This is a genomic window from Methanolacinia petrolearia DSM 11571 (genome assembly GCF_000147875.1).
Classification (GTDB): Archaea; Halobacteriota; Methanomicrobia; order Methanomicrobiales; family Methanomicrobiaceae; genus Methanolacinia; species Methanolacinia petrolearia.
Map to the genome: position 1 here is coordinate 682,744 of NC_014507.1, position 16,871 is coordinate 699,614.

Annotated in this window: 16 protein-coding genes; 5 read left to right on the forward strand and 11 right to left on the reverse strand. The window is 47.5% G+C overall.

Annotation, left to right across the window (positions count from 1 at the left end; translation table 11 throughout):
* The first annotated feature begins 223 nt into the window (after positions 1 to 223).
* The 5 genes from MPET_RS03395 to MPET_RS03415 all read left to right on the forward strand — a co-directional run bounded on the left by MPET_RS03395 (position 224) and on the right by MPET_RS03415 (position 6,085).
* The gene (locus MPET_RS03395) at positions 224 to 799 is read left to right on the forward strand and encodes a nucleotide exchange factor GrpE (protein ID WP_013328623.1); all 576 of its coding nucleotides are present in this window, start codon (positions 224 to 226) and stop codon (positions 797 to 799) included.
* Positions 800 to 816: 17 nt separating this feature from the next.
* Positions 817 to 2,661, forward strand: a complete 1,845-nt coding sequence (gene dnaK, locus MPET_RS03400; RefSeq protein ID WP_013328624.1) for a molecular chaperone DnaK — start codon at positions 817 to 819, stop codon at positions 2,659 to 2,661.
* 22 nt (positions 2,662 to 2,683) lie between these two features.
* Entirely contained in the window at positions 2,684 to 3,832 is a 1,149-nt protein-coding gene (gene dnaJ, locus MPET_RS03405; RefSeq protein ID WP_013328625.1) for a molecular chaperone DnaJ, read from the forward strand.
* 70 nt (positions 3,833 to 3,902) lie between these two features.
* Entirely contained in the window at positions 3,903 to 4,856 is a 954-nt protein-coding gene (locus MPET_RS03410; RefSeq protein WP_013328626.1) for a methyltransferase domain-containing protein, read from the forward strand.
* Between the two features lie 86 nt (positions 4,857 to 4,942).
* Positions 4,943 to 6,085: a hypothetical protein gene (locus MPET_RS03415; RefSeq protein WP_013328627.1), complete on the forward strand. Its 1,143-nt coding sequence runs from the start codon at positions 4,943 to 4,945 to the stop codon at positions 6,083 to 6,085.
* Positions 6,086 to 6,137: 52 nt separating this feature from the next.
* Here MPET_RS03415 and MPET_RS03420 read toward each other — a convergent pair whose 3' ends face one another.
* The 11 genes from MPET_RS03420 to crcB form a co-directional block, all read right to left on the reverse strand.
* Complete coding sequence (locus MPET_RS03420; RefSeq protein ID WP_013328628.1) at positions 6,138 to 6,662, reverse strand: hypothetical protein; 525 nt, start codon at positions 6,660 to 6,662, stop codon at positions 6,138 to 6,140.
* A 187-nt stretch (positions 6,663 to 6,849) separates the two neighbouring features.
* Positions 6,850 to 7,278 carry a dCTP deaminase gene (locus MPET_RS03425; RefSeq protein WP_013328629.1) on the reverse strand — a complete coding sequence of 143 codons (429 nt, stop codon included), beginning with the start codon at positions 7,276 to 7,278 and terminating at the stop codon, positions 6,850 to 6,852.
* 221 nt (positions 7,279 to 7,499) lie between these two features.
* Positions 7,500 to 9,851 (reverse strand): PAS domain-containing protein, encoded by a 2,352-nt coding sequence (locus MPET_RS14390; RefSeq protein WP_013328630.1) that lies wholly within the window; start codon positions 9,849 to 9,851, stop codon positions 7,500 to 7,502.
* 418 nt (positions 9,852 to 10,269) lie between these two features.
* On the reverse strand, positions 10,270 to 11,556 hold the full coding sequence (locus MPET_RS03435) for an orotidine 5'-phosphate decarboxylase / HUMPS family protein (protein WP_013328631.1): 1,287 nt from the start codon (positions 11,554 to 11,556) through the stop codon (positions 10,270 to 10,272).
* Between the two features lie 275 nt (positions 11,557 to 11,831).
* Entirely contained in the window at positions 11,832 to 12,338 is a 507-nt protein-coding gene (locus tag MPET_RS03440; RefSeq protein ID WP_013328632.1) for a nitroreductase family protein, read from the reverse strand.
* A gap of 46 nt (positions 12,339 to 12,384) precedes the next feature.
* Positions 12,385 to 13,593 (reverse strand): TraB/GumN family protein, encoded by a 1,209-nt coding sequence (locus MPET_RS03445; protein ID WP_013328633.1) that lies wholly within the window; start codon positions 13,591 to 13,593, stop codon positions 12,385 to 12,387.
* Positions 13,586 to 14,071 (reverse strand): YkgJ family cysteine cluster protein, encoded by a 486-nt coding sequence (locus MPET_RS03450; protein ID WP_263640443.1) that lies wholly within the window; start codon positions 14,069 to 14,071, stop codon positions 13,586 to 13,588. Before MPET_RS03450 ends, MPET_RS03445 begins: the two co-directional genes overlap by 8 nt.
* 64 nt (positions 14,072 to 14,135) lie before the next feature.
* Positions 14,136 to 14,696 carry a GMP synthase subunit A gene (locus MPET_RS03455; RefSeq protein ID WP_013328635.1) on the reverse strand — a complete coding sequence of 187 codons (561 nt, stop codon included), beginning with the start codon at positions 14,694 to 14,696 and terminating at the stop codon, positions 14,136 to 14,138.
* Positions 14,697 to 14,803: 107 nt separating this feature from the next.
* On the reverse strand, positions 14,804 to 15,811 hold the full coding sequence (gene cobT / locus MPET_RS03460) for a nicotinate mononucleotide-dependent phosphoribosyltransferase CobT (protein WP_013328636.1): 1,008 nt from the start codon (positions 15,809 to 15,811) through the stop codon (positions 14,804 to 14,806).
* Between the two features lie 119 nt (positions 15,812 to 15,930).
* Positions 15,931 to 16,284 carry a DUF190 domain-containing protein gene (locus MPET_RS03465; RefSeq protein WP_013328637.1) on the reverse strand — a complete coding sequence of 118 codons (354 nt, stop codon included), beginning with the start codon at positions 16,282 to 16,284 and terminating at the stop codon, positions 15,931 to 15,933.
* Entirely contained in the window at positions 16,281 to 16,664 is a 384-nt protein-coding gene (gene crcB, locus MPET_RS03470) for a fluoride efflux transporter CrcB (protein WP_013328638.1), read from the reverse strand. The genes MPET_RS03465 and crcB overlap by 4 nt, the downstream gene beginning before the upstream one ends.
* Positions 16,665 to 16,871: the final 207 nt, after the last annotated feature.

The following is a 16,871-nucleotide window of genomic DNA, read 5'->3' on the forward strand; positions in this document are numbered from 1 at the left end:
AAAGAAATAATGTATACCTCCGGTTTCATCCGGATCTGAAATTATATCAAAATAAGAAAATCAGGCATATCTGATTTGTCGGCCTTTCTATCTGAATCGATCCTTCATATGATAAGAATCATTATATAGAACTGTTTGCAGATAGATAATTAATTTTATATAGAACTACTAACCATTTAGTATGGTATAAAGGTTAAAAATCGACTATATGGAGTATTGGACGATGAATGATGAGGATCCAGAAAACAGAACAATCACTGATTCGGACCAGGACTCCCTTTCAATGGAAGACTATGCCGTTGTTGGGGATTATGAAGGGGACGAAAATGGGGAGTGTAACGATTCCGGGGCGGCAAAGATAGCTGAACTTCAGGCCACGATTGATGAGCTGAACGACAGGTATCTGCGCCTTGCCGCGGATTTCGAAAATTTCAGGAAGAGAAGCTCCCGTGAAACGAACGAAAGAGTGAACCGGGCAATCGAGCAGTTTGCATCAGGAATACTTGAAGTTGCAGACAATCTTGAAAGAGCCGCCGGTTCTGACGATTCGTCCCTTCGCGAAGGCCTGGAACAGATCCAGAAGATCCTCAGAAAAGTTCTTGAACAACATTCAATACGTCCCATTGAGTCGGTAAACAAAAAATTCGATCCTGAAAAACACGAAGCCATCGCTTATGTCCCTTCGGACTCCGAAGAGGGCACTGTAATCGATGAAGTCTCATGCGGGTACAGCATGGGGGATCGTGTAATCAGGACTGCAAAAGTCGCAGTATCTAAAGGAAAAACTGAAAAAAATTAAAATGAGGAGAAATAATAATGGCATCAAATAAAGTTCTCGGAATTGATCTTGGAACGACCAACTCATGTATGTCGATTATGGAAGGCGGAAAGCCTGTAGTAATTCCAAATGCAGAGGGTGCAAGAACGACACCTTCGGTAGTAGCCTTTTCAAAAGACGGCGAACGCCTGATCGGAAGCGTTGCAAAACGCCAGGCTGTAACAAACCCTGACAGGACAATAATCTCGATAAAGAGGGATATGGGAACCGACCGGAAGATCAAGATCGACGATAAGGTCTTTACTCCCCAGGAAATCTCCGCAATGATCCTCCAGAAGCTCAAGGTCGATGCTGAAGCATACCTTGGTGAGGAGATAAAGAAGGCAGTGATCACGGTTCCTGCATATTTCAACGATGCACAGAGGAATGCGACGAAAGACGCCGGAAAGATTGCAGGCCTCGAAGTCATGAGGATTATAAACGAGCCGACGGCCAGTGCACTTGCATACGGCATCGAGAAAGAAGGGGATGCAACCGTCCTGGTCTTTGATCTCGGCGGCGGAACTTTCGATGTCTCTATCCTTACACTTGGAGACGGTGTCTTCGAGGTCCAGGCAACTGCCGGAGACAACCATCTCGGAGGAGACGACTTCGATCACCTGGTTGTTAAGTATCTTGTCGATGAGTTCAAGAAGCAGGAGGGCATCGATCTCAGCTCGGACAAGATGGCGATGCAGAGGCTCCGCGACGCAGCAGAGAATGCAAAGAAAGAGCTTTCGACAGTCCAGAAGACCAATATCAACCTGCCTTACATAACGACGGACTCGAGCGGCCCGAAGTTCCTCGATATCGACCTTACAAGAGCGAAGTTCGAGCAGCTTATCGGCGACCTTGTCGACAGGACGATCGGCCCGGTCAAGCAGGCGTTAAGCGATGCAAAACTTACGGCAAAAGACATCGATCACGTCCTCCTCGTAGGCGGTTCGACGCGTGTCCCGCTTGTTCAGGAGAGGGTAAAGGCGCTTCTCGCAAAGGAGCCGGACAAGGGAATAAACCCCGATGAGTGCGTGGCAGTCGGTGCATCGATCCAGGGAGGAGTCCTTACAGGCGAGGCAAAGGATGTTGTTCTTCTTGATGTCACACCGCTGACACTCTCGATCGAGACCCTCGGCGGAATCGCGACAAAGCTTATCGAGAGAAATACGACAATTCCGACGAAGAAAAGCCAGATCTTCACGACCGCGGCAGACAACCAGACAAGTGTCGAGATCCATGTAGTTCAGGGAGAGCGTGCGATGGCATCCGACAACTTCACGCTCGGAAAGTTCCAGTTGACCGGAATTCCGCCTGCACCCCGCGGTATTCCCCAGATCGAGGTAACATTCGATATCGATGCAAACGGAATCATAAATGTCTCCGCAAAGGATCTCGGAACAGGAAACCAGCAGGCGATCACCATCTCCGGCGACAAGAGACTCTCCAAGGATGAGATCGACGAGATGGTAAACAAGGCGAAGGACTTCGAAGATGCCGACAAGAAGAAGCGCGAAGAGATCGAGATAAAGAACAGCGCCGACAATTCTGTCTTTGCCGCAGAAAAACTCCTCAAAGATAGTGCAGATAAGATTGAGGCGGAAGACAAGGGAAAGATCGAATCCGCCCTTGAAAAGGTCAAGAATACCATGGAAGGAGAGGACATCGAGGCCCTGAAAAAGGATGTCGAAGAGCTCCAGGAGGCTGTTTTCGCCGCGACAACAAAGATCTACCAGAAGGCACAGGCTGAGGCCGAGGCGGCCAAGGCCGGAGAAGCAGGTTCTGCCGGTGAGGATGAAACTGTTGTCGATGCCGATTACGAAGTAAAAGACGACGAGAAGAAGGAATAAGTCTTGGGTTCGGGATGTAACGATGGGTGCCAAAAACTACTATGACGTATTGAATGTTCCGAAGGACGCAAACGAACAGGAGATAAAAAAGGCATACCGCACCCTTACGAAGAAATACCACCCGGATGTCTGCAAAGAAGAGGGCGCCGAGGAGAAATTCAAGGAGATAAACGAAGCCTACAGTGTCCTCTCCGATTCCCAGAAGCGGGCCCAGTATGATCATATGGGCCATGAGACCTTTACAAACGCCTCCAAAGGCCAGTACACAGGCGGAGGCTTTGGCGGTGCGGGTTTCAACGCCGATTTCGGTGGATTCGGGGATATATTCGATGCATTCTTCGGCGGCGGTGCGGGCCAGCGGAGAGGGCCACGCGGCCCCCAGCCGGGCGCCGATCTCCTTATGCGGGTTCAGGTCACCCTGAAAGATGCGGTCCTGGGAACATCCAAGGACATCGATGTGATGCACACCGAGGCCTGTGAGGAATGCGAAGGCACTGGAAGTTCTACTAAAAAGACCCGGGTATGCCCCCGCTGTGGGGGTTCGGGTCAGGAGAGGCGCGAGAACAGGACTCCGTTCGGCAGTTTCGTGAGCATGACCACATGTTCGCAGTGCAGGGGCCGCGGGAAGATTCCCGAGCAAACCTGTTCAAAGTGCGGTGGATCAGGGCATAAAAAGGTAAAGAGGACAATCACCGTCAATATACCAGCCGGAATTGAATCCGGTATGCGGCTTCGCATGGAAGGATACGGCGAAGCGGGAGACCCGGGTGCGTCGAACGGTGATCTCTTCATAGAGGTCGATGTACTTGCGGACTCCAAATTCAAACGCCTGGGCGACAACCTTGAGACCAGTGTAAGCGTATCTGCGGCAGGTGCTGCGGTGGGTACAAAAGTCGATATAACCACCATAGACGATCGCGAAGTCGAACTCAAGGTCCCTGCAGGAATTCAGCACGGAACTGCGCTAAAGATCCCCGGAGAAGGTGTAAGACGGCGCGGAAGGCCGGGAGACCTTTTGGTACGCGTCAATATTTCAATACCAAAAGACCTCGGCGACGAGGAGAAGGAGCTCTATAAACGTCTCCTTGAGATAGAATCCGAGAAAAAGGACTCTAAAAAGGGCGGATTCTTCCAGGGTATGATGGGAAAGAAGAAAGGTTCGAAGAAGTAATTCTTCCGAAATTCATCTTTTTTGTATGAACATTTTTTTCACCTGCAATCTAATAGTTCAGGGCTGATCTATGAAACTGATCTTTGAATTGTCCGGTGAGCATCCCAGGATCCCGTTTTGCGAGATTGAATGCGTCGGAAAACTGCTTGAATGCGCTGAGCAGGTCGCGGTTGCGGAATGTCCCAATCCGGCTGAGACTGAGCGCCTTGCAATGACCCACGTCATTATGGAGTATCTCGGGGAATGTAGTGCGGATCGATCTTCATTTGAAGATCTTTTAAAGAGCCTGAATATAAAATCCGGGAAGAGTTTTGCAGGACGCGTTAAGAAGATCTCGGGAACAGCTATCGGCGACTCCCAGCTCGATCTCGAACGGTGTATCGGTTCTCATATATCCGGGCAGGTCTCCCTCAATTCGCCTGATGAGGAATACAGGGCGGTTTTCTCAGGTGAACGGTGCTTCTTTGGGCGGGTATTATACAGGATAGATCGCGGAGGATTTGCATACCGCAATCCCATGAGAAGGGCATTCTTTCACCCTGGTGTCATGATGCCTATTATGGCAAGGACGCTTGTGAACCTCTCTTTTGCAGGTGAAGGTGATCTGCTCCTGGATCCGTTCTGCGGGACAGGCGGTATTCTGCTTGAAGGGCAGCTCCTCGGGTGCAGGGTAATCGGGTCGGATATGGACAGGTTCATGCTTGAAGGATGCAGGGAAAACCTTCCTTCTGCAGAGGTTCTCTGTGCCGATGCGACCTGTCTCCCCCTTCCGGACGGATCGGTGGATGCGGTTGCCACCGATCTTCCGTACGGCCAGTCGGTCTGCATAAGAGCAGAATCCATGAATAAACTTTATAATGATTCGCTTGCAGAGATAAGGCGTGTGCTAAAACCCGGAGGGCGGGCTGTAGTTGTAACTCACGTGGACATCCGCGAAATTGCCGGGAGGCATTTCGATATAATTCAGTATCATGAGCAGAGAGTTCATAAGAGTCTGACGAGAAAGATAATGGTGATGAAATAAACGGCAGGCCGTATTTTTCTGCTTATGTCGTAAAATAATAAAATAAAAGCCCCCTCTGGAGCTTCATATACCGGATTTGACAATTGATGAATACACTTGAATGGATAAAGGCGAATTTTGCGCGGAAAAAGCCTGACCGGAAACTTGCCCGGAAGTCTATAAGACATTTAAAGAAGATTGAGAAGAAGCAGCTTTTCTCTGAAGATATGTCCCAGATGAGGGCGTCTGAAGGGAGATGGTATGAGTCCCTTATATACGAAATGCTCCTTGAAATATCGGGGAGATCCGATATGGTCAAATATATCGTGCGCAAAGGAGCGGACGCTCCGTTTCCGCCCCCTGAGATCGAAATGGGACAGAACGGACTTTTCTACTCCAACCGCGGGGATATAAACATAAGAGGCAACGGGCAGGATATTGCTGAAGTTGACATTCTCTGGGTTGATAATGAAAATCGGATCTCGTTTGCCGAGATTGTTACATCCGCCTCCGATCTGAAAGATCTTGAGGTAGAGGTTCATTATAAGAAGAGGCTGCTCGGTTATCTCTACGGACAGGTAATTGTTCCTTTTGTCCTTTTTTCATCTGTGGACATATCGAGATCATCGATCATCCGCCGGCTTGTAAAGGAGACGGAGAGCGTTGTGATAATCACGCCGACATGCGAGGAGATAAAGACCCTCCTGACCCCTTCTTCTATAAGAGGGGTGCCGAGGAAACCTGTAAATCATCCGAAACTAATCGATATTGCCGATATTCCGTTAAAAAGACCGTTCGATTACCTTTCCCTGCATAATAAAAAGAGGGACAAGCTTATCGGGATGATGCTTGCGGGAAAAGGAAAGGAAGAGATGATGAAGAGAGACGAGATTCCTCCAGTATCCAAAAAGATCATTATCGGCGCCCTTTATCCCTCTGGCATCAAGGCTTTGATGCAGAACCGGACATTTACGATGAGGGGGAAGATTCATTCGATAGATTCTATCGAGAGGGACTACTCGAAGATTGTTCTTGCGATCGATATACCTGAGTATGAGCCGGTGATCTATATGAAGTCCAGGATGAAGGAGGAGTACGTAAAGATCGTCAGGAAAAAATCGGGGGAGCTGAAGGTTGAGAGCAAGCGGACTCCCCAGATGACAGGTTTTTATCTCTGGCTGGAGAGTCTGAAGCCGACAATCGGTGCAAAGATAGCCGTAAAATACGGCAATGTATTCCTGAGGAAGTAATTGCTTAAATGCGGAGATTCTCCGTTAGATTATTTTCATTGATATTTTATTTTTAACATCCCCCGGAAAACCTGAACTCTTCGGTATCATATATCGTCTCGTTGTCTGTATTGGTCTCCGCACGGATGAAATATGATTCGCGGCAGCACCATTCTGTAGTGTTGACAAGACAGTTCCATGTGTTATTTCCATCAAAACCCTGTACTGCGTATACAACAGATTCTGTGATCTCAGTGCTGCAGTTGCCGTTGCAGAGGGATCTGACTCCTCTGGTATCCACAGTCACCTCCGGCGGGCTTATGGGACAGGGATGCGCAAGTATCCCGGATAATATCGTGATCGCGGTCCCTGCAGGTAGATTGGTCGTTCCCGTGACATTCAGGACCTGATCCTCCTTTGACCATATAACAGGATTTATTGAGATAAAAGGCTCTTTTCCGCCGGAATCTTTTGTCGTACTTCCGTTTTCCTGGGAATATTTGTCACTGCCATCAGTTGAGGTGCAGGCAGAAGAAAAGATTAGTGCAATGAATATTAACTGGATTATTAAGAGCATAAAGATTTTTTTAATATTCATATGTGTTCCTTCTTTTTACAGGATATCAATTTTTTTGAGGAATTATTTTAAGTCCTTCATGGATGTTCAGCTGCTTTTCGTTGAATTGCTGCATGAACTTATAAAAAAAATCTGCCGATCGGTCTTTAAAGTAACAGTTATCGGTAGAATTAATCTGGAAAAAATTGTGTGAGGTTATGGATCCTACTCAGATCCTCGATCCAACAGCACCGACACTGTCCTGGTAGCGTCCGTTGTATGTAGACGACCCCTCGGTCACCTCATGCATGATAATCTGGACGCACCTTTCGCCGGCCGGGAGCGGAACATCCTCAGGGCCCATATTGACAAGGCATAATGTAAGATTTCCGCGGAAACCCGGATCTACATATCCCCCACCGATGAGGACTCCTTTTCTCCCGAATGAAGACCTGCACATGAGGGTGGCCGCAACACCTGCAGGAAGTTCCACACGCTCCATGGAGTGAACGAGTGTGCATTCGCCTTTCTTCAGGACATAGTCCTCTCCTGCTCTCAGATCGTATGATGCGGGCTGCTGCGAGCCTTCACTATAGGGATCAAGAACAAGGTCGCCAGATTCGATCAGTTTCAAAATATTTTCTCTGGAAAGAATCATTAATTCTGGTTGGAATAATTCGGGTAAAAAATGTGCGGTTTGCATATGACCTTTAGCAAAGACAATCGATTAAATCCGGATGTAAAAATATACTTATTCCGTCCTGGTCAGATTTCTGTTGTAATAATCTATCGCCTGTGGTTTCTTTTGTCCCGTGTCCGGGCGTTTTGATCTCGTAAATTGCCTGTACTTTTCAAACATACATCGTATAAAATAGAAACTTAATTACCGTTATTGAAGCGGTACTTTCCCTCCGGCACAGAGATCTCAAATCTTGCACCTTCTTCGAATTGTCCGGTTTCCCTGATTTTAAGTCCTGTCATCGCAAGAATTCCTTTTGACAGAAACAGCCCGAGTCCTGAATTTTTATAATATTCTCTCTTGAAGATCTTCTCCTTTGCATCATCCGGAATTCCGATTCCGTCGTCTTCGCATGTAATTAAAAGTCCGTTTTTAGTCTCTTCCGCATCGAATGTAATATGAGAGATTTTTTCACCATGCACCGATGCATTGTCAAAGAGCGTATATATGACCTTTCCAAAAAGGGGATCTGCGAGCACCTCAACCCTTTTTACATTGTTTTTGAGTTTTATGTGCTCAAAGGCGTTATTTCTGTAGGTTTCTGCAACAATCCTGCCGATATTGAACCAGTCCGGTCTCTGCTCTCCGAGATTTTTGTAATATGCGGTAAATTGGATCTGCTGCTTTATGGTTTCGATTATTCCCGAGACCTTCTCAAGATATTTATCAGCGGTTGTACCCGGAGGGATTGCTTTATCAAGTTCCATTAACTCCAGATACCCGGCTGCAGCTGTGATCTGGTTCAGGATATCGTGGCGTGTAATGTTTGATAAAAGATTGAGTTTTTTATTGACCTCTTCCAAAGATTTTTCTGCAAGATGCCTCTCCGTGATATCGTTTATGAGAGCCAGAACTCCTGTAAATTTTCCTTTTGAATCGATAAGTGGTGATGTTGCAATAATCGTATAGATCTTCCTGCCGTCACTGCGTACAAACTCAAAATCATATTTTTTTATCTCTCCCTTCCTGTCGTTTTTGAATAGCAGCTTTGCTTTTTCGAGGCCTTCTTCATCCATGAAATTAAAAAATGAGCTTCCTACCACCTCTTCTACAGTATAACCAAGCATTTTTGCCATGCTTGGATTGACGAATGTCGCTATACCGGCTGAGTCCACGGTCCAGATCCCTTCTCCTGCAAGTTCAACGAGTGTGCGGTATTTTTTTTCGCTTTCTTTTAGCGCCTCCTCCGCATTTTTACGATCCGTTATATCATGCGACAATCCGAGTATTGCATATACCTTCCCTGTTTTATCCTTTAACGGTATAAGGGAATGGTCCTGCCAAAGATAGTTTTCATTATATCTTGTTTTTGTCTCGATGAGAAGCGGCTCCCCTGTTTCTGCCACCATACGCAGGCTGTTTATCTGACTTTCTGCAATATCGGTTGTGAAGAGGTCCTTTCTTGATCTCCCGATGATTTTCTCAGGGGTGGTGTTCAGAAGCCCTGCAGCTCTTTTGTTTGCATATAGAACAGTATCTTCAAGATCAACGATGAAGATCGGATCAAGGGATGCTTCGGCAAGTATCCGGTATTTTTCCTCACTCTCCTTTAGGGCCGTCTCGATTTTTTTGCGATCTGTTATATCTCGTGCAATCGAACAGGAATATTCCTCGCCATTATAGGTGAGGTGATACTGGCTGATTTCAACAGGGTGAAGACTTCCGTCTTCAAACCTGTGAAGAGATTCGAATTTATAAAAGTCATCTTTTACAATTATTTTCCAGATCTCTTCCCACCTTTCAGGATCTATATCAGGATTGATGCCGAATACTGTTTTTCCATCTGTATTATTCTCTTTATTTATCCCGAATGATTCCCTGGCGCTTATGTTGGCATAAACTACCGCACCTTTCCTGTTGGTAAAATAGATGTCATCCGGGGAATGTTCGAATGCGAATTGTGTTCTTTGGAACATTTCTGCAGATTTAATCCTGCTCAGATCGGTTATTGTTGCGATATATCCTGTTATATTGCCTTTTTCATCCTTCTCTGGACCTGCCTGGAATAGGACCCATGCGTTTGTCCCGTCGGGTTTCATGAACCTGTATTCGTGGTTTATCCTTGTGCCGTTCTGCGTGCAGGCGGACCAGTCGCCAAAAAATTTCTCTTTATCCCCTGTATAAATAAGTCCGCAGACTTCTTCACCCAACACCTGTTCTTTTGTGATCCCTGTTATCTCGGTAAATCTCCTGTTGGCATATGAACAGATTCCTTCTGTATTCGTTCTGATGATCCCTGCAGGGGATATTTCAGAGAGTGTTTTAAAAAAGATCCTGCTTCTCTCAAGTTTATCGGAAAGCCAGGCGATCACAGCTGCAGCGAAGATGAATATTACTACCCGTTCAAAAGCCAGGAGTACCTGTTCAATGTCGGGCCACAGGAAGTAAATGACCATTGACACATACATCAGACCGAGGAGAGCGGAAAGGAATATGCCTTTTTTCCTGTAATGATATGCAATCAGGACTATCGGGATATAATACAGGTGCATAAAAACCGTCGTAATCCCGTTTGCCAGGCAAAAAAATGAAAATGCCAGTGAATATCCTGAGATGAGGAGAATAATCAGAACCCATAATCTTTCGCCGGGTGTGGAGAGCGCTTTTATGAAATGCCTTTTGCCTTGTTTTATCTCCTGTGTCGTATAAAGCCCCCTTTAATTGATTCTGTTCACTCCTTCGTGATACTGGCATCCCGGAATCCTGTGCATCAATATTAAAAATTGTGGAATCTTTTTTCGGCTGGGCTGTCAGTATGTTTTTTGAATGGTATGATGAGATATAAATTTATTTATTTTGAAATTTTCAACTCATGAAAAAAATAGTTTTGATCTTTGTTTTAAATTTAAAGCCGTAATGAAGCTTTGTTCCCAATTGTCAGCTATGATTGTGAACTCAGGCGGACGGGCTTTATCTTTTCTCCCACCTGAGAAGATCAACCACACTTGAAAGAGTGTCGCCTCTCCGGATCTCCTCTCTGATGCGGGTCTCGTGCTTCTTTACTTCAAGAGCACGCCTTGCAATCTCATACGCCCTCTCCTTTGGCACTACGACAACCCCGGATTCGTCGCCGATTATCCAGTCGCCGTTCCTGACACGCTGTCCGCAGCACATGATCTCGGCGCCGATCTCGCCGAAACCTTTGGGTTCTCCTGCATTGGGAACGAGTGCAGTTGCAAAGACCGGGAATTTGTATTTGCGGATATCGTCCACGTCCCTTGCTGCACCGTCGATCACGATGCCGGCCAGTTTCTTATTCATGGCGCTTAACGTCGCAAGCTCTCCCCACGGGGAGATATATTTCGCCCGCTCATTGTTGATGACGATCACGTCACCCGGCCCTGCAAGGTCGATCGCCTCAACCGGCTTTGCCCAGTCTCCTGCCATCGTCCTTACAGTTAACGCCTTCCCTGCCATCTTTACATCCCCACAGACCGAAAAGATTTCGCTCATCGCACCCTTCCTGTGCATGGCGTCGCTAATGTTCGGAGTGGATACCGATTCAAATATCTCTCTTATTTCATCGTCGGGGTTCTTTCTCTCGATCCTGACGAGGCCGGGATCGTCTATCGCCTTTCTTACGGCGGCAGCGGCGGCCCTGACATCCGCAGCCTTCGTTATACTGCTCCCTACAAGGAGAATATCTGCCCCGGCCATAACCGCCTCTGCGGCACCTGCCGCATCAAGTCCTCCCGCAGCGCCTATGGGAAGGGATACCTTTCCTGCGATTTCGCTAAGGATATCTACGGATTTCTTCCCCTTCATCTGCTGGTCGATTCCTACATGTGCGTTGAGCAGGTGAACCCCGAGCTCTTCAAGCTCTACTGCTCTTTTTACCGGGTCGGGCGTGTTGATGAAGTCCGCCATTATCCTGACCCCGTATTTGTCGGCGGCACGTACGGCTTCTGTAATCACGGTGTCGTCGGCATCGGCAAGGACGCAGACGACGGAAGCTCCTGCCTTGGCAGCCATCTCAACCTCGAGGGCGCCTGTATCTGCGACTTTCATGTCCGCGACTATCTCGTGGTCCGGGAATTCTGCCTTCAGGGCTCTTACGGCATTCATTCCTTCGCTTTTTATAAGCGGTGTTCCGGCCTCAATCCAGTCGGCACCGCCTTCAACGGCCTCTCTTCCTATCTGAAGCGCTCTCTTGATCTCAGTCAGATCGAGGGCAACCTGAAGGACGGGTTTACTCATATCAGATAATTCCTGCTCCATCGGGAAAAAAGTTTGCAAAAAAAGTTCATGAAATAAAGGTTTTATTTAAATCACAACGTGATTTTCATAGCAAACCTTCATGACGGGCGATTTCATCACACAAAGCCGATAAAAATCTACAAAATTTATTGTAACCAGGACAGGAGATCTAAAGGTTCTCAATTTGGATTTTCGAACAATACGTTCATGAAACAAAGGTTTCATGCACTGTTTCATGAAATCACAACGTGATTTGCATGCAAATTCAAAAGAGGTTAATTTTCAGTATAGGTCTCGTAAAATACGAGATCTTCCAGGTCTTTCTTCGATGGAATGTTGATCTCCTCTGGGTAGCCGGCGGGGATAAGCGAGACAAGGGTATATTTTTCCGGGACGCCCATCATCTTCCTGATCTCGTTGGCATAGTCCTTCTTGTCTCCTGCAACCCAGCATGATCCTACTCCGAACGACCAGAGTGCAAGAATGATCTGCATTGTCGCTGCACTGCAGTCTTCAAGGTAATAAGTCTGGTCCTTCTCGCCGAAGATCGCGAAACAGGCATTTGCATCCTTTATGAATGCCCCGTTCGGTGCAGTTTCTGCTATCTTTTTGAGCGTTTCCTTCTCTTTTATGACGCCGAAAAGCCATGGCTGAAGGTTTCTTGCCGTCGGGGCGAGATGTGCAGCTTCAAGAGCCGCTTTAATGATCTCCCCGGGTATCTCCTCGTCCTTGTACTTCCTGACACTTCTTCTTCCCTTGAGGATGGTAAGTCCAAGATTCATGAGGCATAATATGGTATTGCAGACAAAAAAGGTTTGTTTTTAGGTATCAGAACGGCAGAATACCTTCGATGAAAGAGATGAGATTCGAGAAACCGTCGGCAAGGATTACCGTGGGATCGATCCCGAGTATCGGGAATATGAATATGAAGTATGCAAAGGTCCCTATCGTGCTGCCCACATTTGCAAGTGCCGCTACAAGGACGACCCTGAATATCGGAACCTTTCTCATTTCATTGAACGATTCCGCGTCAAGGATCTCCTGGAAGTCGGATGCCTGCGGTTTTCTGACTTTCGCTTCTGTTATGGCGGCAAACCAGCCAGCCGCAAGGAAGGGATTCAGCGATGTCAGCCATGATACCCCGAATGCGGTAAGGGCGGATAAGGGGTGTCCTCCTGCAAGAAGCGTAAAACCTGCGGCAAGAACACCGTTGATGATAATCCAGTAAAATATCGCTTCGAGAAGGACATCAAGTCCTACACCCGAGAAGCCTATCAGGAGTATGAGGAATGCGAAAAGTGCAACGAAGAAGACCCCGAATGCAAGTTTCCACGGGAAGCCTTTCGGCTGTTCGACGAGTGAGCTGAAAGGAGGGAGCGTTTCGGGTTTCGCCATGTACTCTTTTATTCCCTTTACATGTCCTGCACCGACGATACCGAGAACCTTTTCGTTCTTTGATGCGAGCCTCAGAAGCGAATGTGTTAGATAGGCATCCCTCTCCCCTATAAGCGCCGCCGCACCCTTCGGCGAGAACTTCCTGAACTCTTCGATCGAGGCCTCGATCAGGTCCTGGTTCTTAGTGAGCTCCTCTATATCGAGCTCTTCTTCGTCCCCGCCGCCGGCTACGGCGCCAACTACCGCAAAGAGAAGTTTGAGCTTTTCTATAATGCCCATCCCTCCCCAGAAACGCGAGAGGGTCAGGCGGATGTCCCTGTCGGCAAGGGCAATCGGGATATTATTCTTCTCGGCCTCTTCAATTGCGGCAAGCATCTCGGCGCCAGGCTCGACACCTACATCCATCCCGATCTTTCTCTGGATATATGCAAGCGACCACTGGACAAGGAGTTCTGAAAAATTTCCTCCTTTCAGGATCTCGTTTACCGTGGGCTTTTCACCCTGGTTTCTTATGGCGGCAAACCTTGCTTTATCAAGTTCAATAGCCACTACATCCGGCTGGTATTCTTCTATCGTGCTTCTGACTTCGTCGACGCTAGCCTGAGACACATGGGCGGTGCCTACAAGTCTTATCTCACCCAATTGTCTTTACCCCCTCGCTGTCAATTATGTTCATCTTATCACTTTTTAATTCGGCCGAACTGAAGATCTTCTCGATCTTCTCTAATTCTTCCCGCTCGAATCGCGCTCTTTCTATTAGCTCTTCGGCGATCCTGCCTGCTGCCTCTTCTGAGACCTTATCTCCTGTTCCGGGGCATTCGAATGTCAAAAGCCCCGATTCATCAAGCATGAACGGATATGTTCTGCATATTTGCGGCCTGTATCCATATATACTGCACCGGGAGTCCTCATTAAGAAAACGGCATTTCTTTTCCGTTCTATTCAGGCACCATGCGAACGTATACTCCTCCCCCTTGTCTCCAATGAGAGTCTCGGGATAGGGCTCTGCGATCTCGCCCCATGTAAGGCCGGTACCGTCCATGATCCTCCTAATCTCGGGTGCACTCACCAGAACCAGATTCGAGTTGTCGGATATAAGCGAACAGCATTGTCCGCACATCCTACAGGAAAATCCGGTTTCTTTTATTTTAGCTTTCAGTTCTTCGTGTTTAATCATAAAAAAATCAGAGATTGTCCTGTGTTATCCTGTCAAAGTTCTCAAAGACCCTGTAGCCTTCTGTCGTATGGCTGACTTCAGGATGCCACTGGACGCCGTAAATATTCTTTTCAAAGTTTCCAATTGCTTCGTTTCCGCAGATATTGGATCTCGCAAGGAGCGTGAATCCTTCTGGCATCACCTTCACTTCATCTGCATGTGATGCCCAGACAGAGATCCTGTCCGGGTAGCCTTCGAGGATTCCCGTATGATCCACGATCTCAACTTCAACGCCGCCGAATCCTCCCATCTTCCCCGGGTTTACAGTTCCGCCATATCTGGTGGCGATAATATGCAGGCCGAGGCATATCCCGAGTACAGGCACTCCGAGGTCGAGGTAATCGGGGGCATGGTTCGCCCTCTCAAGGCTCGGGCCTCCGCCGAGGATTATTCCCCTGTATGAGCCTTCGACCTCTTCAGGCGGAACATCGTTTTTTATCATCACTGCATCGATTTCGATGTCCCTGAGCATCCTTTTGATCAGGTGATTGAACTGACCGAAATTATTTACAAGGCAGATTGGAAGCATTTGTTAATATTTGTGGTTTATTAATGTATATTACTTTCACAGGAGACATTGGCGCCTGTGTCCTGAATAAAAACTCCTGAAAAAAATATCCTGTTTTGGATGTATCTTCACCCGTATTTCTCGAAGAAAGAATTGATCGCTTTCCAGATCTCCTCTTTCGAGTAACCCATCATATATGCAAGCCAGAGGGAGCCCGAGATTAACGCGCCTTCCTTTACCTCGCCGTTGCAGTACCTTGCAAGGGCTGCGTTCCCGATATTTCCGAAATCGGGGTCCACGAACCATGCGGTAGCCCCGACAAGATCGGACGCCTTCTCGATATTTGCCGAACTGTCGACTCTCACGTATTCGGTTGTTACAAAGGGAGGCATTTCATTCCCGAGCGCCTTGATTAAAGCTTCCACAGCAAGCATCTGGGTTCCGCCGGAGAGGACCAGGTTTTTGTCATAACCCTTTGCAATTCCGGCAACCACCGGCATCATCGGGTCTCCGCAGTAGCTTACGATGTCAAGGGGATTTTTAATGCCATCCTTGACCATCCTTCTGGCAGCCTCAGTGCAGATCTCCTCTTTGATTGATGACGGATTGCTGCTGTAGCTGCTGGAGACACCTACATCATAACCGAGTGCACGGAGGACGCAGAGTGCTGTCGTGGTTCCCCCCGGAACGCTCTCCCCGAGGACAAGCAGGTCGCTGTAATCCGAAAGCTGTCTGCCTATTGTAATTCCCTTTTCATACAGGGCACGTGCCTCGGGAACCGCCGGACCTTCCCTCGGGTCCTTTCCCGGACTTCCGTATGCGTCAATGCACGGTACTGCAGGCGGTGTCGTAAGGCCTGCATTGATTATTACCGGGTTGATCCTGCAGAGTTCAAACATTGCTCTTGTGACTGTTGCAGGTGTTGCACAGCCTGTCGGGCTGAGCGGGATTGCGATGTCTTTCGGCATCCCGTTCAGGATAAGGCCTGCATCAAGTGCCGGTGTTATCAGAGTCGCTTCAGGGTTGAATCCTGCGGCCGAGACTCCGGGAATTGTGGAAAGCATCGTGTTTGCGATGACCATTCCTGCCATCGGCCTTTCAAATTTGATATCCGGTTTATATGATAGAAAAGGCATGGAATAATTTTTACTGGTGAATGTATATGACAATTTGTTTTTCTTAATTCAAAAAAAATGGAAGAAACGATTATTTATACATGCCTTATATTCGGGAGATCTCTGTGAACGAAACGGGTTCAGTCGGATTCATCTTCCTTTCCCCTATATGCCCATACTTCCACTTCCTGTTCTATGATGAGCCCTCCTTTTATTATCTCATCCAGTACCGGTTTGATCTCGTCGATCTTCTCACGCGAATCGACGACTTCGATCACGATAGGAAGATCTGTTGACAGGCGGAGTATCGAGGTTGTATGGACATTGCTTGTCTGCCCGAACCCTGTAATGCCCCTTAAAACTGTCGCTCCATAGAATCCCTCCTTTTTAAAGAGTTCTACAAGGTAGCGGTACAGGGGTTTTCCTTTATACCGGTCGGATTCGCCTATGTATATCCTAAGCAGGACCGCCTTTGAATTTCTTTCAAGTTTCATGTAAACACCTCGGCAAAACCTGCCATTATCTTTCCCAGGTAAATTCCGCAAAGCGTAAGCAGAACTGTACCGAGTATATTTACCGACAGCTTAATGAATTCGTTGTGTTCGAGCATCCTGAAGGATTCATAGCTGAATGTCGACATCGTGGTGAACGCCCCGAGGACGCCGATGGTAATGAATATGCGTGTCTCATCGCTGAAAACTCCGGTATATTCTGAAAAATACATAATAAACCCGAGGAGAAAGCTGCCGATTATATTTACCGACATCGTTCCGACGGGGAATGTAGAATTTCCGCTCTGGAACCACCCGCCGATGATATACCTGGCGAGTGCACCGATTGCTCCTCCTACAGCTACGAGCAGCCAGATCTTCATATATTCGCCCCGGCTATAATCGTCATATGTCCCCAGTATTTTCCGGGAATATTATTAAATGCTCGTGATAAAATGAATTGAAGAAAACTAAAAAATGCCTTTTTGGGGGGAAATCCCTTCCTGTCCATGGCAATTTGGGCGGATTTGGATTATTTTATCAGATACAGGATCATTTTTCATGGTTGAACCGGTAAGGGATCCCAAAGG

Coding starts and splice junctions, on each gene's coding strand:
- MPET_RS03395 (WP_013328623.1), top strand. CDS start 224: ATGAATGATGAGGATCCAGAAAACAGAACAATCACTGATTCGGACCAG.
- dnaK (WP_013328624.1), top strand. CDS start 817: ATGGCATCAAATAAAGTTCTCGGAATTGATCTTGGAACGACCAACTCA.
- dnaJ (WP_013328625.1), top strand. CDS start 2,684: ATGGGTGCCAAAAACTACTATGACGTATTGAATGTTCCGAAGGACGCA.
- MPET_RS03410 (WP_013328626.1), top strand. CDS start 3,903: ATGAAACTGATCTTTGAATTGTCCGGTGAGCATCCCAGGATCCCGTTT.
- MPET_RS03415 (WP_013328627.1), top strand. CDS start 4,943: ATGAATACACTTGAATGGATAAAGGCGAATTTTGCGCGGAAAAAGCCT.
- MPET_RS03420 (WP_013328628.1), bottom strand. CDS start 6,662: ATGAATATTAAAAAAATCTTTATGCTCTTAATAATCCAGTTAATATTC.
- MPET_RS03425 (WP_013328629.1), bottom strand. CDS start 7,278: ATGATTCTTTCCAGAGAAAATATTTTGAAACTGATCGAATCTGGCGAC.
- MPET_RS14390 (WP_013328630.1), bottom strand. CDS start 9,851: ATGCACCTGTATTATATCCCGATAGTCCTGATTGCATATCATTACAGG.
- MPET_RS03435 (WP_013328631.1), bottom strand. CDS start 11,556: ATGAGTAAACCCGTCCTTCAGGTTGCCCTCGATCTGACTGAGATCAAG.
- MPET_RS03440 (WP_013328632.1), bottom strand. CDS start 12,338: ATGAATCTTGGACTTACCATCCTCAAGGGAAGAAGAAGTGTCAGGAAG.
- MPET_RS03450 (WP_263640443.1), bottom strand. CDS start 14,071: ATGTGCGGACAATGCTGTTCGCTTATATCCGACAACTCGAATCTGGTT.
- MPET_RS03455 (WP_013328635.1), bottom strand. CDS start 14,696: ATGCTTCCAATCTGCCTTGTAAATAATTTCGGTCAGTTCAATCACCTG.
- cobT (WP_013328636.1), bottom strand. CDS start 15,811: ATGCCTTTTCTATCATATAAACCGGATATCAAATTTGAAAGGCCGATG.
- MPET_RS03465 (WP_013328637.1), bottom strand. CDS start 16,284: ATGAAACTTGAAAGAAATTCAAAGGCGGTCCTGCTTAGGATATACATA.
- crcB (WP_013328638.1), bottom strand. CDS start 16,664: ATGAAGATCTGGCTGCTCGTAGCTGTAGGAGGAGCAATCGGTGCACTC.